General features: G+C 71.9%; 16 protein-coding genes. 10 read left to right on the plus strand and 6 right to left on the minus strand.

Annotated features, from left to right (window positions below):
- Positions 1–11: 11 nt before the first annotated feature.
- Complete coding sequence (locus ACFFR3_RS41795) at positions 12–830, minus strand: Rossmann-fold NAD(P)-binding domain-containing protein (protein ID WP_345404557.1); 819 nt, start codon at positions 828–830, stop codon at positions 12–14.
- Entirely contained in the window at positions 827–1,249 is a 423-nt protein-coding gene (locus ACFFR3_RS41800) for a nuclear transport factor 2 family protein (RefSeq protein WP_345404560.1), read from the minus strand. Before ACFFR3_RS41800 ends, ACFFR3_RS41795 begins: the two co-directional genes overlap by 4 nt.
- A 93-nt stretch (positions 1,250–1,342) precedes the next feature.
- Between ACFFR3_RS41800 and ACFFR3_RS41805 the strand changes: the two genes are divergently transcribed.
- The 4 genes from ACFFR3_RS41805 (at position 1,343) to ACFFR3_RS41820 (ending at position 3,485) form a co-directional block, all read left to right on the plus strand.
- Complete coding sequence (locus tag ACFFR3_RS41805) at positions 1,343–1,936, plus strand: TetR/AcrR family transcriptional regulator (RefSeq protein ID WP_364381683.1); 594 nt, start codon at positions 1,343–1,345, stop codon at positions 1,934–1,936.
- 53 nt (positions 1,937–1,989) lie between these two features.
- A complete protein-coding gene (locus tag ACFFR3_RS41810; protein ID WP_364381680.1) occupies positions 1,990–2,562 on the plus strand; it encodes a TetR/AcrR family transcriptional regulator in 573 nt (190 codons plus the stop codon).
- Positions 2,559–3,242, plus strand: coding sequence for a nucleotidyltransferase domain-containing protein (locus ACFFR3_RS41815; RefSeq protein WP_364381677.1), 684 nt, complete (start codon positions 2,559–2,561; stop codon positions 3,240–3,242). Before ACFFR3_RS41810 ends, ACFFR3_RS41815 begins: the two co-directional genes overlap by 4 nt.
- 75 nt (positions 3,243–3,317) lie before the next feature.
- Positions 3,318–3,485, plus strand: a complete 168-nt coding sequence (locus tag ACFFR3_RS41820) for a hypothetical protein (protein WP_345404572.1) — start codon at positions 3,318–3,320, stop codon at positions 3,483–3,485.
- 88 nt (positions 3,486–3,573) lie between these two features.
- On the opposite strand, the gene ACFFR3_RS41825 is transcribed toward ACFFR3_RS41820, so the two are convergent.
- Both ACFFR3_RS41825 and ACFFR3_RS41830 read right to left on the minus strand, forming a co-directional pair.
- The gene (locus ACFFR3_RS41825) at positions 3,574–3,729 is read right to left on the minus strand and encodes a zinc ribbon domain-containing protein (RefSeq protein ID WP_345404575.1); all 156 of its coding nucleotides are present in this window, start codon (positions 3,727–3,729) and stop codon (positions 3,574–3,576) included.
- On the minus strand, positions 3,684–4,064 hold the full coding sequence (locus ACFFR3_RS41830) for an RNA-guided endonuclease InsQ/TnpB family protein (RefSeq protein ID WP_345409801.1): 381 nt from the start codon (positions 4,062–4,064) through the stop codon (positions 3,684–3,686). The genes ACFFR3_RS41825 and ACFFR3_RS41830 overlap by 46 nt, the downstream gene beginning before the upstream one ends.
- Positions 4,065–4,311: 247 nt before the next feature.
- On the opposite strand from ACFFR3_RS41830, the gene ACFFR3_RS41835 reads away from it, so the two are divergent.
- The gene (locus ACFFR3_RS41835) at positions 4,312–5,481 is read left to right on the plus strand and encodes an RNA-guided endonuclease InsQ/TnpB family protein (RefSeq protein WP_379484937.1); all 1,170 of its coding nucleotides are present in this window, start codon (positions 4,312–4,314) and stop codon (positions 5,479–5,481) included.
- Between the two features lie 23 nt (positions 5,482–5,504).
- Complete coding sequence (locus ACFFR3_RS41840) at positions 5,505–6,095, plus strand: hypothetical protein (protein ID WP_345404578.1); 591 nt, start codon at positions 5,505–5,507, stop codon at positions 6,093–6,095.
- Between the two features lie 4 nt (positions 6,096–6,099).
- On the opposite strand, the gene ACFFR3_RS41845 is transcribed toward ACFFR3_RS41840, so the two are convergent.
- Together ACFFR3_RS41845 and ACFFR3_RS41850 are read right to left on the minus strand one after the other, a co-directional pair.
- Positions 6,100–7,020, minus strand: a complete 921-nt coding sequence (locus ACFFR3_RS41845; RefSeq protein WP_345404581.1) for an FAD binding domain-containing protein — start codon at positions 7,018–7,020, stop codon at positions 6,100–6,102.
- 198 nt (positions 7,021–7,218) lie between these two features.
- Positions 7,219–9,732, minus strand: coding sequence for a molybdopterin-dependent oxidoreductase (locus tag ACFFR3_RS41850; RefSeq protein WP_379484938.1), 2,514 nt, complete (start codon positions 9,730–9,732; stop codon positions 7,219–7,221).
- A 96-nt stretch (positions 9,733–9,828) separates the two neighbouring features.
- Between ACFFR3_RS41850 and ACFFR3_RS41855 the strand changes: the two genes are divergently transcribed.
- The 4 genes from ACFFR3_RS41855 (at position 9,829) to ACFFR3_RS41870 (ending at position 13,774) form a co-directional block, all read left to right on the plus strand.
- A complete protein-coding gene (locus ACFFR3_RS41855) occupies positions 9,829–10,374 on the plus strand; it encodes a TetR/AcrR family transcriptional regulator (protein WP_345404584.1) in 546 nt (181 codons plus the stop codon).
- Between the two features lie 125 nt (positions 10,375–10,499).
- On the plus strand, positions 10,500–11,732 hold the full coding sequence (locus ACFFR3_RS41860) for a sensor histidine kinase (RefSeq protein ID WP_345404587.1): 1,233 nt from the start codon (positions 10,500–10,502) through the stop codon (positions 11,730–11,732).
- The gene (locus tag ACFFR3_RS41865) at positions 11,723–12,370 is read left to right on the plus strand and encodes a response regulator transcription factor (protein WP_345404590.1); all 648 of its coding nucleotides are present in this window, start codon (positions 11,723–11,725) and stop codon (positions 12,368–12,370) included. Before ACFFR3_RS41860 ends, ACFFR3_RS41865 begins: the two co-directional genes overlap by 10 nt.
- 90 nt (positions 12,371–12,460) lie before the next feature.
- The gene (locus ACFFR3_RS41870; RefSeq protein ID WP_379484939.1) at positions 12,461–13,774 is read left to right on the plus strand and encodes a M23 family metallopeptidase; all 1,314 of its coding nucleotides are present in this window, start codon (positions 12,461–12,463) and stop codon (positions 13,772–13,774) included.

A 13,774-nucleotide genomic window follows, 5' to 3' on the forward strand; every position in this document is an offset into this window, starting at 1 on the left:
CGCCCCCGTGTTCAGCGGAGCCCGTTGGCCGCCCACTCGCGGAAGGCGCGCGGCGGGCGGCCGGTGACGCGTTCGACCGTGTCCGTCACCCGGTCCTCCGTGCCGGTGCCGATCTCGGCGTCCAGGGCGGCGAGCAGGGCGGCGAACTCCCTGGGCATCCCGTGGGCGGCGAAGTGCGCGGCGAGCTCGTCCGGTGTGACCGGGCGGTGGCGCAGCGGGCCGGCGCCCAGCTCGGTGAGCAGCGCGGCCACCTCGTCATAGGTGAGCGCCTCCGGGCCGGTCAGCACGTGGTCGGTGTCGTGCGGCACCGGATCCGTCAGGGCGTGCCCGGCGACCGCCGCGATGTCGCCCGCGTCCACGAACGCCACCCGGCCGCCGCCCGTCGCGGAGATCAGCTCGCCGTCGCGGCGGCGCAGCGCGACGGCCTCGCCGGTGAAGTTCTGCATGAACCACGACGGGCGCAGCACCGTCCACTCCGGCATCACCCTACGGACCAGGTCGTACAGCGCCGCCGCCCCGGGAGTCCGCTCCGGCCGGGCCGACGTGCCGAGCAGCACCACGCGGCGCACCCCCTGGCGTACGGCCTCGTGCAGGAACGGCTCCACCAGCGGCACCGGCTCGGTCACCCCGATCGGCGGCAGCACATAGGCGGCCCGCACCCCGGCCAGCGCCGGGGCGTGGGTCTCCGGCGCGGCCCAGTCGAAGCGCACGAACCCCGGCTGATCGCCCTTACGGCTCGCCGGCCGGACCGGCACCCCGCGCTCACGCAGAAAGGCCGTCACCCGCGAGCCGGTCGTCCCGGTCGCACCGATCACCAGCACCTCGCTCATGCGGCACCGCCCGCGAACGACTCGAGCCCGCCCAGCGCCTCGGCGGCCTGCAACGGGTTCCAGTAGTCGCGGTAGTGCTGGATCTCGCCGTCCCGCACGGTGACGATCGCGACATAACCCATCCGGTACGGCTTCCCGCCGCGCGGCACGATCCCGGCCACCTCCAGCTCCACGACCACCACCTCCGGGTCCTCGGTCCGGTGGATCACCTTCCTGACGACCTCCCGGATGTCGTAGATGTCCGGGTAGCCGCGCAGGTACTCCCGGATCGCCGCACGCCCCTCCACCTTCGGCGGGTACCCGGCGGGCGCGAACGGGAACTCGATCACCCCGTCCTCGGCCCAGAGCCCCGCGAACCCCGCCATGTCCTTGGCCAGCAGCAGCTCGACGCCGTGCTCGATCAGCTCAGTGGCTTGCACCGTTCTCCTCCTCCGTTAGGACGATACGGTACCGTCCCGTCGTGAACCATAGACGAGACGGTACCGTCTCGTCCAATCGCTAGACTGCACGCCATGAGCCGCCGCACTCCCACCGGCGCAGCCGTGCTGCAGCCCCAGGTCACCGAGGCCATCACCGAAGCCGTGCTGGACGAGCTGGCCGAGAACGGCTACGCCCGCCTGTCGATGGAGGCGGTCGCCAAACGAGCCGGCGTCGGCAAGAGCGCGCTCTATCGCCGCTGGGCGTCCAAACAGGAGATGGCGATGGGGGTGATCTGCGCGTACAGCATCGCCATGATCAGCGTGCCCGACACCGGCACCCTCCGCGGCGACCTGCGCGCCTCGCTCGACGCCCTCACCCAGTGGCTGACCCACCCGCGCTTCGCGCGCATCCTGCCCGACCTGGTGGCCGAGACGGCCCGCAACCCCGAGCTGGGCGAGGTCGTGGGTCTCCTGGTCGGCGAGCCGAAGCGGGAGCGTACGGCGGAGATCTTCCGGCGCGCCATCCAGCGCGGCGAGCTGCCCCGCGACACCGACATCGACCTGGCACTCGACCTGATCGCCGCCCCCGTCTACTGGCGGCTCGCCGTCCGCGCCGCCGAGACCGGGCTCACCTACCTCGACGATCTCACCGACGTGCTGCTGCGCGCGCTGTCCGCGACCTCCTGAGTCTCGGATCGATCATCCGAATCGAGCGGCTATCCGGTTGTAGGGTGGGGGACATGCCCGCCACACCGCTGAGAAAGGACGCCGCCCGCAACCGCCGCCAGATCCTGCAGACGGCCAGAGCCATGGTCGACGCGGGCGCGACGCTGCAGCTCAACGCCGTCGCCCGGGAGGCCGACGTCGGGGTGGGCACCGTCTATCGCCACTTCCCGACCCCCGAGGCGCTGCTGGCCGCGCTCGCCGAGGAGCGGTTCGAGGCGATGATCGCCGAGGTCCGCCGGGGTGTCACCGCGCCCGACGTCCGCGCCGCCCTGCACACGTTCCTCGACCACGCGCTCACCGCGTACGTCGAGGACGAGGCCTTCGCCGCCGAGGCGCTCGGCCCCGCGCCGACCACCGAACGCACCCGCGAGCTCAGGGACGAGCTGGTCGGCATGATCCGTGACCTGCTCGCCCGCGCGGTCTCAGAAGGCGTCCTGCGGCCCGGCATCGACGCGCCCGACCTGCTGGTGCTGCTGTGCGGCGTCGCGTACGCGGTCAAGAACAGCCCCTATCCCGACGATCCCGCCGTCGCCACCCGCTACCTGAAAGCCCTGCTCAACGGCGTGCTGGCCACGGACGCCGCGTGACGCCCGCCGCCCGCCCGGCCCCCAGGCTCGCCGCACTCCGCTCCCGCTGGCTCGACGCCGTGACCGCCGAGCTCCGCGACGACCCGGCCGTGGCGGGGGCCGCGCTGGCAGGCTCGTTCGGCACCGGCCGCGCCGACGACTGGAGCGACGTCGATCTGCTCGTCGTCGTGTCCGACGCCCGCCTCGACGGCTACGCGCCGCCCGCGCCCGTCGAGCCGGTCATCACCATCGACGCCCGCCACAACGGCCCGCGCGGCACGCGCGGCCTCAGCTCTCAGTACGTGACGGACGGGCTGCCGCTCTGGGCCGACTGGTACGTCCACCCCGTCTCGCTGGCGAGCTGGCCGTCCGACTGCGACGTCCTGTTCGACCGGCACGGCATCGAACGCAGCCCGCTCACCCTCAGCGAGCAGCTCGCGTCCGGCGAGCCGGAGCCGCCCACCCCCAAGGGCCCCGACGAGGAACGCGCGCTGAAGCTCGGGCTCGTCCCCGTGGCGGGTAAGGGCGTCGCCCGCCGCTCGCCCGGCACGGCCGGCCCGTACGCCCCCGACGCCACCTGGGAGCAGCAGCTGGCCGCCCTGCGCCGCCTGCTCGACGACTTCGCCGTCCTCGGACCGCCCAACAGCGTGGCGGCCGGGCACGCCTACCTCGACCTGGTCGCCGACGCCCTCTCCCGCTGACCCGTTGATCATCTGGGCTCGCGCCGCGTAGCCTGCCCGTGCCGATCATCCCCCGACCCTAGGGAGTCAGCAAGCATGACGATCACGAGGAAGGCGGCGCTGGTGACCGCGCTGACCGCGCTCGGCACGTCGCTCGCGGCGCCGGCCGCGTACGCACGGCCGGCCGCCCGGGCCGCCGCCTGCCCCGAGGTCTTCGGCCACGGCAGCTACCGTTCGGAGAATCTTAGCGATCCTCATTCCTGATTCGCTGGTATCCGCCAAGCCGGAGCCTGGTCTTACGTCGCCTCCACAGGCGTTCAACGTCTCCGGGGAAGTGCCCGGCGACACAGGCTTATGCGGCCTGTTGCTTCAACGTCATCGCGGCGAGCAGGTTGCGTGCCGCGTTGACGTCCTGGTCGTGGACGGTGCCGCACGTGCACGGCCATACCCGCTCAGCCAAGGTCAGGCTGGAGTTGACCACGCCGCACTTGCCGCACAATTTCGACAACGGGTACCAGCGGTCGGCCGCCCATGCCGATGAGCCGTACCAGGCCCCTTGTTGGCGAGCTGGCGGAAGAACTCGCCGAACCCGAGGTCCAAGATCGCTCGCGCCAGCCGCCGGTTGATGAGCATTCCGGTGACGTTCAGGGTTTCCACGGCGATGGCCCGCTTGGATCCCGCGAGCCTCGTCGTGGTCTTGTGCAGGAAATCGGCCTGCTGATCGGCGACCTTCAGGTGGAGGCGGCCGACGCGGCGGACGGCCTTGCCGCGGTTTGCCGATCGCTTCTGCGTGCGGGCCAGTGCCTTGTTGGCGCGGCGCAGGCGGCGCAGCGCGGTCGATATCCACCTGGAAGGAGATCCACCACCGGCCCGTGATCTCGTGGATCGTGGCCCCGAGGACGCGTGCCCGGCCGTCGGTGAGCCGGTCGGGCAGCCATGTCATCAGATGCCTCCGTGGAAAACCTCGCCTTCAGGCGGGAGAGGAATCGGACTCCTGTGGAGCAGGACAGGGGCAGCCGGTTCGCCGTCAGGTGAACCGGTGTATCGAACACACACGCGGCCCTTAGCCGATCGTGGGAGCATGTGGGGCGTGGCGCAGATCGTGAAGCGGGCCTACAAGTACCGCTTCTATCCGACTCCCGAGCAGGCCGGCGAGCTTGCCCGGACGTTCGGCTGTGTCCGTCTCGTCTACAACAAGGCGCTCGAGGAGCGCACCCGTGCCTACCGGCTGGAAGGCCGCCGTGTCTCCTACGTGGAGTCCTCCGCGCGCTTGACGGAGTGGAAGCGCAGCGGCAAGTTCGACTTCTTGTTCGAGGTGTCGTCGGTTCCTCTTCAGCAGGCGTTGCGGCATCTTCAGGCGGCGTTCGCGAACTTCTTCGCCAAGCGCGCCAAGTACCCCACGTTCAAGTCCCGCAAGAAGTCCCGGGCGTCGGCGGAGTACACCCGCTCGGCGTTCCGCTGGCGTGACGGGGAGTTGACGCTGGCCAAGATGGACACGCCGCTCGCCATCGTGTGGTCGCGTCCGCTGCCGGAGGGTGCGCAGCCGTCCACGGTCACCGTCTCCCGTGACAGCGCGGGACGCTGGTTCGTGTCCCTCCTGGTCGAGGAGAAGCTCATCCCGCTGCCGCCTGCCGGGCGGAGCGTCGGGGTGGACGCCGGCATCACCGCGCTGGCGGCACTCTCGACCGGCGAGAAGATCGACAACCCCCAGCATGAGCGCGCCGATCGGCGCAGGCTGGCCAAGGCGCAGCGGGCCCTGGCCCGTAAGGAGAAGGGGTCGAACAACCGCGCCAAGGCCAGAGTGAAGGTCGCCAGGGTGTACGCCCGGATCGCCGACCGCAGAAGGGATCACCTGCACAAGGTCACGACACGGCTTGTTCTCGAGAACCAAGTGATCGCCGTGGAAGACCTGACCGTCCGCACCATGGTCCGCAACCGCAGCCTGGCCCGCGCCATCTCGGATGCGAGCTGGCGGGAACTGCGCTCCATGCTGGAGTACAAGGCACGATGGTACGGGCGGACTGTGGTGGCGGTCGACCGCTGGTTCCCCTCCTCCAAGCTGTGCTCGCAGTGCGGGGCCCTGCGGAAGAAGATGCCGCTGAACGTCCGGGAATGGATGTGTGCCTGCGGCGCGGTCCATGACCGGGACGTCAACGCGGCCAGGAACGTGCTCGCCGCCGGGCTGGCGGAGAGCCGAAACGCTTGTGGAGCGGGTGTAAGACCTCAACGAGAGTCCTCTCGAACGGGCGACCGGCTGTGAAACAGGAACCCTCACGGGCGACCGTGGGAATCCCCCTCCTTCACCACGAGGGGGAGGATGTCAAGTGGCACAACACCTCCCACCACCACCACCCACCACCACCACCAAACGGCCTGACCGGCGTCCGGCGCAACATCACCGACCTGTGGTGGACGGCGGGCAGCGACAACCTGCGCGACCGCAGCATCGCCCGCGGGCCCTACAAGGGGCAGCAGGTGCACACGCTGCGGCAGTGGCTGGACCACGTGCGCTCGCGCGGCATGATCGCGCTGCTGGAGATCAAGCCCGAGGCCCGGCCCGTCCTTTCCGACGGGACGTACGGGGCGGCGGCCTGGAAGGAGGTCTCCGACCCGATCAAGGAACGCCAGGCGTCGATGCGCATCCTCGTCTACTCGCAGGACTCCTGGATCCAGGCCGAACTCGCCAAGCGCCACCCGACCCTCCTCAAGGGCTCCCAGGCCCGCTGGACCGACAGCGTGGCCTGGCAGGAACCCCCGGCCGCCTGGAACGGCAACACCTCCCGCTGGGCGGAGGTGCTGGCCCAGGCGCCGAAGAGCGTGATGACGAACTACACCAAGGACTACCGCGCCTGGCTCGACGGCAAGTGCGCCTGACCGGTCAGTCGTCGGCCGCTGCCTGTTCCAGGACCTCCAGGATGGTGGCGGTGAGGAGGGTGACCTTGTAGGCGTTGTGCGGGGTCGGGGTGCAGCGGGCGGCGGCCAGGGCGGCGGCGGCCTCGAAGGGGTCGCCGCCGAGGAGGGCGGCTTCCACCTCGGCGAGCCGTAGTGGCACGCGAGCGACGCCGCCGACCGCCACCGCGGCGGCGGTGACCCGTGGGCCGTCCATCACCAGGCGGGCGGTCGCCTCCACCAGCGGCCATTCGGCCTCGGAGCGGGCGATGGCCCTCCGGTACGCGGCTCGCTCCCCGGCCACCGGCGGCGGCAGGTGCACCGAGGTGAGCAGCTCGCCGGGGCCGAGGAGGTGGTCGCGGGCCGGGTCGGAGCCGTCGCCGTACAGGTCGGCGGCCGGGAACGGGCTCCTGCCGTGCACCTCGACGGCCGCGTCGTACGCCAGCAGCGCCATGGCCAGCGAGGACGGGTGGGGTGCCAGGCAGGGGCCGGTGTCGATGACGGCGGCGTACAGGCTCTGGCCGGCGCGGGCCGGGCAGGAGTCGCCGCCGTCCTGGTGGCAGGTGAAGGCCGGGTTGCGGTAGTACCAGCAGCGGTTGCGCTGGAGCAGGTTCCCGCCGACGGTGGCGACGGCCCTGATCTGCGGCGTGGCCAGCCCTCTCGCGGTCAGGGCCAGCGCCGGATACGCGGCCCGCAGCCGCTCGTCGCGGGCCGCCTCGGCGACGGTGGTGAGTGCACCGAGGCGGGCGGAGCCGTCCGGCTGCCAGGTGATGCCCGACATGCCGGGCACGTCACGCAGCTCGGCCAGATCCACGAACGGCCCGGCCACCGGCCGGCTCATCACATCGGTGCCACCCGCCCGCGGCACTCCGTGCCGCGCGGCCTCAAGAAGATCGGTGGAGACGGTCAAGGTCGGATCCCTTCGAGATGCGAAACGGCCTGAGGGGGAGAGGCGGCGGCCCGCGAGCGGCGCGGCTCGGCGGCGATCACCGAAGCTCCCCCAGCGGCGGAGCCTCCTGAGCCCGCGCATGCCGGCGATGCGCGGAGCGGGTGGTCACCGGGCGAGGTGCGCAGGCGCCGCCGAGGGGCGTCTTACGGGATGCGGCGGTCATGAGGTGAGGCCCTTGAGGAGGCGGTCGGGGCGGATGGGGAGGTCGTGGGGGCGCCAGCCGGTCGCGTTGTGGACGGCGTTGGCCACCGAGGCCGCCACTCCGACCGTCGAGACCTCGCCGAGCCCGACGCCGCCGCCGTTGACGTGGTCCCAGCCCTCCTGGTGGAAGTGGATGGTCATCTCCGGCGTGTCGCCGATGCCGGGGATGCGGTAGTCCTCCAGGTTCGCGGTGAGGACGGTGCCGGTGACGGGGTCGGTGTGGCGTTCCTCGTACAGGGCGTAGCCGATGCCCTGGATGATGCCGCCCTCGCACTGGTTGCGGGCCGGGCGCTCGGCGTAGATGCGGCCGGCCGTGAGGCCGCCCCAGACGCTCAGCGGCCTGACCGTGCCGAGCCTGGTGTCCACCTCGACCTCGGTGACGTGCACCGCGCCGCTGAACCCGCGCCCGATCGACATGCCGTCGATCGAGAACGGCGTCACGTACCCGCCCCGGTCGCCCCGCCGCCTGCCGACGACCTTGGCGCCGTGGGTCAGGCCCTGGGCCCGCAGGCGGCGGGCGGCGTCGCGGGCGGCCGGCGCCACCGAGGTGGTGCTGCGGCTGCCCAGCGCGGGCGGTCCCGGCACGCTGGCTGAGCTGCCGATCTCGACGCGGATGCGTTCGGCGGGCAGGCCCAGCTCCTCGCGCAGGACGCCGGCGATGACGCTGCGCACGCCGGTGCCGATGTCCTGGGTGGCGGTGCGCGCCACGACCACATCGCCCTGGACCTCCAGCTCGACCTGGGTCGCCGTGGCGACGAGGTAGATCCAGTTGGCCACGGCCACGCCGACGCCGCGGCGGAAGCGTCCCGTCTGCGACCCGCTGTGCGGCCTGTCCCGCCAGACGGGCAGCTCCAGGACCCGCTCGTAGAGGGCGTGCCGCTTGGGGTTGCCGTCCCAGCGGCGGCGCAGCACGATCGGGTCCTCGCCGAGCCGGTGCGCCATCTCGTCCACGGCCTGCTCCAGCGCCCACAGCATCGGCGGGGCGCCGGGACCGCGGAAGGGCGTGCCGGGCGGCTCGTTGGTGACCACGTCGTAGTCGCGCAGCCGGCGGGGCGCCTTGCCGTACACCAGGCGGGCCAGGGACGCTGAGGTCGATCCGATGGAGACGCCGCCCCGGCCCCGCACGTCGATCGCGAGTGCGGCCAGCTCGCCCTTGGTGTCGGCGAGCAGGGCGATGTTCGTCCTGCTGCCCGGCCGGCTGCCGGCGTCCGTCAGCTCCTCGGCGCGGCTGAACACCACGCGTACGGGAGCGCCGTACGCCCGCGCCAGCTCGACCGCCGCGACCGACTCGACCGTGATCCCGGACTTCGCGCCGAACCCGCCGCCCACGTGCTCGGCGACGACGTGCACCCGGCTCTCGTCCAGCTTCCAGCGCTTGGCGGCCTGCTCGGCGGCCATGGCCAGTGTCTGCGTGGACAGGTGCAGGTGGAGGTCGCCGCGCTCGTCCCACCGCGCCACGCAGGCGTGCGGCTCCAGCGGCGTGTGCACCTGCACGGCGGTGCTGAACGCGCCCGTCACCAGCAGCGGGTCGTCGCGCCTGCGGGCCTCGTCGATCAGCCTGGCCGCCTTGCCCGCCCGCCTGCTCGCCCCGCTGAACGGCCCGCGCACGTTGCCGTCCCAGCCACCGGGCACCGTCATGCCCTCGCTGGAGCTCTGGGCGTTCTTCCTGCTCTGCTCGTCGTAGACCGGCGGGGCGTCGGGGCCGTCGTCGAGCGCGGCGGGGAACGGCTCGTACCCGATCCTGGCGCCCTCGGCGATCGCCTGGGCCTCCCGGCGGGTCGCGGCGGCGACGGCGGCGATCGGCTGGCCGGCGTAGCGCACGATCCGGTCATCGGGCAGCAGATCCACCACGGGGACGCCGTCCACCTCCACGGAGGTGACCCGCGCGTGCGCCTGCGCCGAACGGATGATCACGCCTTCGAGCTGGCCGTCCAGCCGGACGTCCGTGGTGTAGCGGGCGCGTCCGGTGATCTTCTCCATCGCCTCGACCCGGACGGGTGCGGGGGTGTCCGTGTCGTGCTCGCCCCGGCAGGCGGCCGCGACGGCCGCGTAGATCCCCGCGTACGCGCCGCAGCGGCACAGATGACCGGCCAGGGCCGCGGCGATCTCCTCACGGGACGGCGTCACGTCGCCGTGCCCGGCCCGCCAGGCGTCCACGAACGCGGCGGCCTCGACCACGAAGCCGGGCGTGCAATAACCGCACTGCAGCCCGTCGTGGGCGGCGAACGCACGCTGCACGGGGTGGTCGAGCCCTTCGGCGGTGGTCAGGGCCCTGCCCTCCACCGCCGCGCAGGGCAGCAGGCAGCTCGCCTGCGGGGTGCCGTCCACGGAGATCGTGCACGCGCCGCAGACGCCCGTACGGCACACGGCCTTCGTCCCGGTGAGGCCCAGGCCGTCACGCAGGACGTCCACCACCGGATCGTCTCGCCCGGCGTCCACCTCGTGGGGCACGCCGTTCACCATGATCTTCATAGCGCTCCTGCTGACGTTGTCAACATTGGGGTATGTTGACAGTGTCAGCGCAACTGCTGACATTGTCAACACGGGAGGTCGTGAGAGAGTGAAGGCATGATCGACGGCACCAGGTCCCGGCTGATAGAGAGCGCGCTGACGTTGCTGCGCGAGGAAGGGCTCGACGCCGTGACGCTGCGCGCGGTCGGCGAAACGGCCGGCCTGTCGCGCATGGCCCCCTACCGCCACTTCGCCGACAAGACCGCGCTGCTCGCGGCGCTCGCCGCCCGCGTCATGTCCGACATCACCCAGCACATCGCCACCGCCGTGCTGTCGCAGGGCACCCAGGAGGAGCGGCTGCGCGCCTTCTACCGCAGCTACATCGACTACGCCGTACGCCACCACGAGGAATACCGGCTGGTCTTCTCCTCGGTCTTCGTCGCCAGGCGGCACCCCGAGATCGAGCAGGGCATCGACGAGATCATGACCGCGCTCAGCGTGGACGACGGCACCGGCGGTCCCCGCGAGAAGGCCGCGGTCGCGGCCGTGCTGGCCAGCGCCCACGGCATCGCCGAGCTGGTCACCGTGGGTGATCTCGCCCACAAAGGGATCAGCACCGACGACATCATCGACGTCATCGTCACCCGCGCCACCCGCCCCTGACGCCGGATGTGTCTGGCCGCACAGAGGGGTGCGGCCAGACCCACTCCTGGGCCCACCTGGGCGAAAGTCCCTCCGGCCGGGTGCACAGTGGAAGCACGACAGCACCGAAGGAGTGGAGAGCGGGCATGCGATGGTTGACCGGCGCCTGGGCGGGATTCGCGCGGGCGTGCGCCGTCCTCGGGGTGAGCCTGCTCGTCCCGGCCCTGTGGGCGGTGGCGGTGGCGCTGGGCCTGTGGTGGGGCGGCGGCATGTGGGGCGTCGGCCCGTTCTGGGCGGCGTTCCTGACGGTCGCGCTGTCGCGCAGGATATGCGGGTGGTTCAGGAACCTGGTCGCGCGATGGACCGGCATGGAGATCCCCGGCGGCTACCGCGAGGCGGCCCCGGTGACCCGCCTGTCCACCGGCTACTGGTGGAACGGCCACTCCTACGAGCGCAACCGCCGCGACGCCGAGCGTGACCAGCGGTGGCGGACCTGGGTGCGCGACCCCGCGACCTGGCGTGACCTGCGGTTCGTCGCGATCGTCCCCTTCACCGCCGGGCTGGCCGCCGCCGTGCCGCCCGCCGCGCTGGCAGCGGCGGTCGCCGGGCTCCTCCAGCCGTCGCCGCTGCCGCGCGCCGCGGGCGTGCTCGCCGCCGTCGTGGCCGTCGCGACCTCCCCGTACGCCTGGCGCGCCGCCCCGCCCGTCGCCGCCCGCTTCCTGCGTCCCTCTCCCGCCATGGCGCTGGCCGGCCGCGTCGAGGAGCTGACCGCCCAGCGCGCGGACACCACGGTGGCGCAGGCCGCCGAGATCCGCCGCATCGAGCGCGACCTGCACGACGGGGCCCAGGCCCGCCTGGTCGCGCTCGGGATCTCCCTGGTGACCGTGGAGAAGCTCATGCAGAGCGACCCTGACCGGGCCAGGGCGCTGCTGCGCGAGGCGCGGGCCGGCGCCGCCTCGTCGCTGACCGAGCTGCGCGAGCTGGTCCAGGGCATCAACCCGCCGGTGCTGAGTGAGCGCGGGCTGGTGGACGCCGTACGCGCCCTCGCCCTGGACAGCCCGCTCGAAGCGTCCGTCAGCGCGGAGGGGCGGCTGCGCCTGGACCCGCCGATCGAGTCGGCCGTCTACTTCGGCATCGCCGAACTGCTCACCAACGCCGCCAAGCACGCCCACGCCACCCGCGCCCGCATCTCCATCGCCCGCGCGGACACCGACCTGGTCGTCGAGGTCGAGGACGACGGGAGGGGCGGAGCGGTCCCGCGCGCCGGCGGCGGGCTCGACGGGCTGCGCCGCCGCCTGGCCGTCTTCGACGGTGCCCTGGAGGTCACCAGCCCGGCGGGCGGCCCGACCCGTGCCAGGATGGTGGTCCCATGCGCATAGTCGTCGCCGAGGACCTCTACCTGCTGCGCGAGGGGATGGTCCGCCTCATCGAGGCGTTCGGGCACGAGGTGGTGGCCACCGCGACCACCGGCCCCGAGACGCTCGACGCGCTGCTGACGTGGCGGCCCGACGTGTCCGTCGTGGACGTGCGCATGCCGCCGTCACAGTCGGACGAAGGGCTCAAAGCGGCCGTCGCGGCCCGCCGCGAGGTGCCCGGCCTGCCGGTGCTGATCCTCTCCCAGCACGTCGAGCAGCTGTACGCGCGCGAGCTGCTCGCCGACGGCTCCGGCGGGGTCGGCTACCTCCTCAAGGAGAGCGTGTTCGACGCCGACCAGTTCGTGGACGCCCTGGAACGCGTCGCGGCCGGCGGCACCGCGATGGACCCCGCCGTCATCGGCAAGCTGCTGTCCAGCGGCGCGTCCACCCGCCGCCTCGGCGGCCTCACCGGGCGCGAGCTCGACGTGCTCGCCCTGATGGCGGAAGGGCTGTCCAACCAGGCCATCGGACGGCGGCTGTTCCTCAGCGAGAGCGCGATCAGCAAGTACACGACGTCGATGTTCGGCAAGCTCGGCCTGACCGACGACGACGACACCAACCGCCGTGTGCTGGCCGTCCTGACCTACCTGAACGACTCCTAGCCGATCAACGGCATACCGCCGCCATACCTCCCCTCCCTACGGTCGTGACCGTGGCGCCGCATGCCACGCATCCGTACTGGGAGGACATTCATGCGTTTCGTCCGCTTATCCGCCGTCGTCGCCGCGATGCTCATCGTCGCCGGCACGGCGAGCCAGGCGACGGCCACGTCCGCACGCGAGACGATGGCCGCGCCCGATCTCCAGCTCCCCTTCCCCTGCGGCCAGAAGTGGCAGCTGAACACCTGGGAGCACGCTCCCGCGCTGGACATGGTCAAGGAGCCCGACCAGCACGGCACCCTGGGCGCGACGCTGATCGCCCCCGCCGCCGGGACGGTCAAGCAGTCGTACCGGCACGAGAACGCCGGCAACATGATCCAGATCGATCACGGTGGCCGCTACTACACGACCTACATTCACCTGCAGTCGCGTGCCGTCTCGGCCGGCGACCGGGTGCAGCGGGGAACCGTGATCGGCAAGGTCGGCAAGGACGGCGAGACCGCCAACAACCACCCGCACCTGCACTTCGAGCTCGGCTACGACGCCAACGGCGACGGACGGGCCTCCTGGGGCACCAAGAATTCCGAGCGGGTCAGACCGACCTTCGACGGCGTCACCTACGGGCAGGCGAACGGCCGCGAATGGAACAACGTCACCAGCCGCAACTGCTCGGCCACGTCCCCTGAGGGGACCGCGAAGATCTATGGGGCGCTGCCGGACGGGCGGCTCACCTACACGACGATCGATGCGGAGTCGGGTGAGCGGACGCATGGGGCGGTGGTCTCCGCCACGAGTCTCGGCTTCACGCCGAAGGCGATCGCGACGTTGAACTTCAACACGCTTCTGGTGACCAAGCCCGGCAACGACGGTGAGCTGTATCGGGTGGACATCCGGACGAACAACGAAGAGCTGATCTTCGAGACGCCTGTGCTGCTCGGCACCGGCTGGACGCATGACCTGCTGGCCTACGACGGCGAGAGTCATCTCTTCGGGATCGCGGCCGGCACGTTGCGCCGCTACACGCTCACCACAGCCAAGCCGGCCATCAGCGACATCACCTCGAACACTCTCATCGGCACCGGGTTCACGCTCAAGACGCTGACGACCACGGGGCCCGACTGGATCCTGGGGACCACCACGAACGGGTTGCTGCTGTCGTACAAGATCAACGGCAAGGACGACTGGGACCGGCACCAGCTCCGTGACAGCACCTGGCAGAACTTCGACGCTCTCCTGTCGCCCGGCGGAGGCGTCTACTACGGCCACAACCCGGCAGGCGCGCTGTACCGCTACCACGACGGCGACCCCTACGACGGCAAGGGCGACGACCTGACCGCTCACAACACCGTCGACGCCACCGGCTGGGCCCAGACCCTGCTCTCCGCGCAGCCCGGCACCGTCACCTGA

The organism is Nonomuraea salmonea, assembly GCF_042428605.1.
GTDB classification, from domain to species: Bacteria; Actinomycetota; Actinomycetes; order Streptosporangiales; family Streptosporangiaceae; genus Nonomuraea; species Nonomuraea salmonea.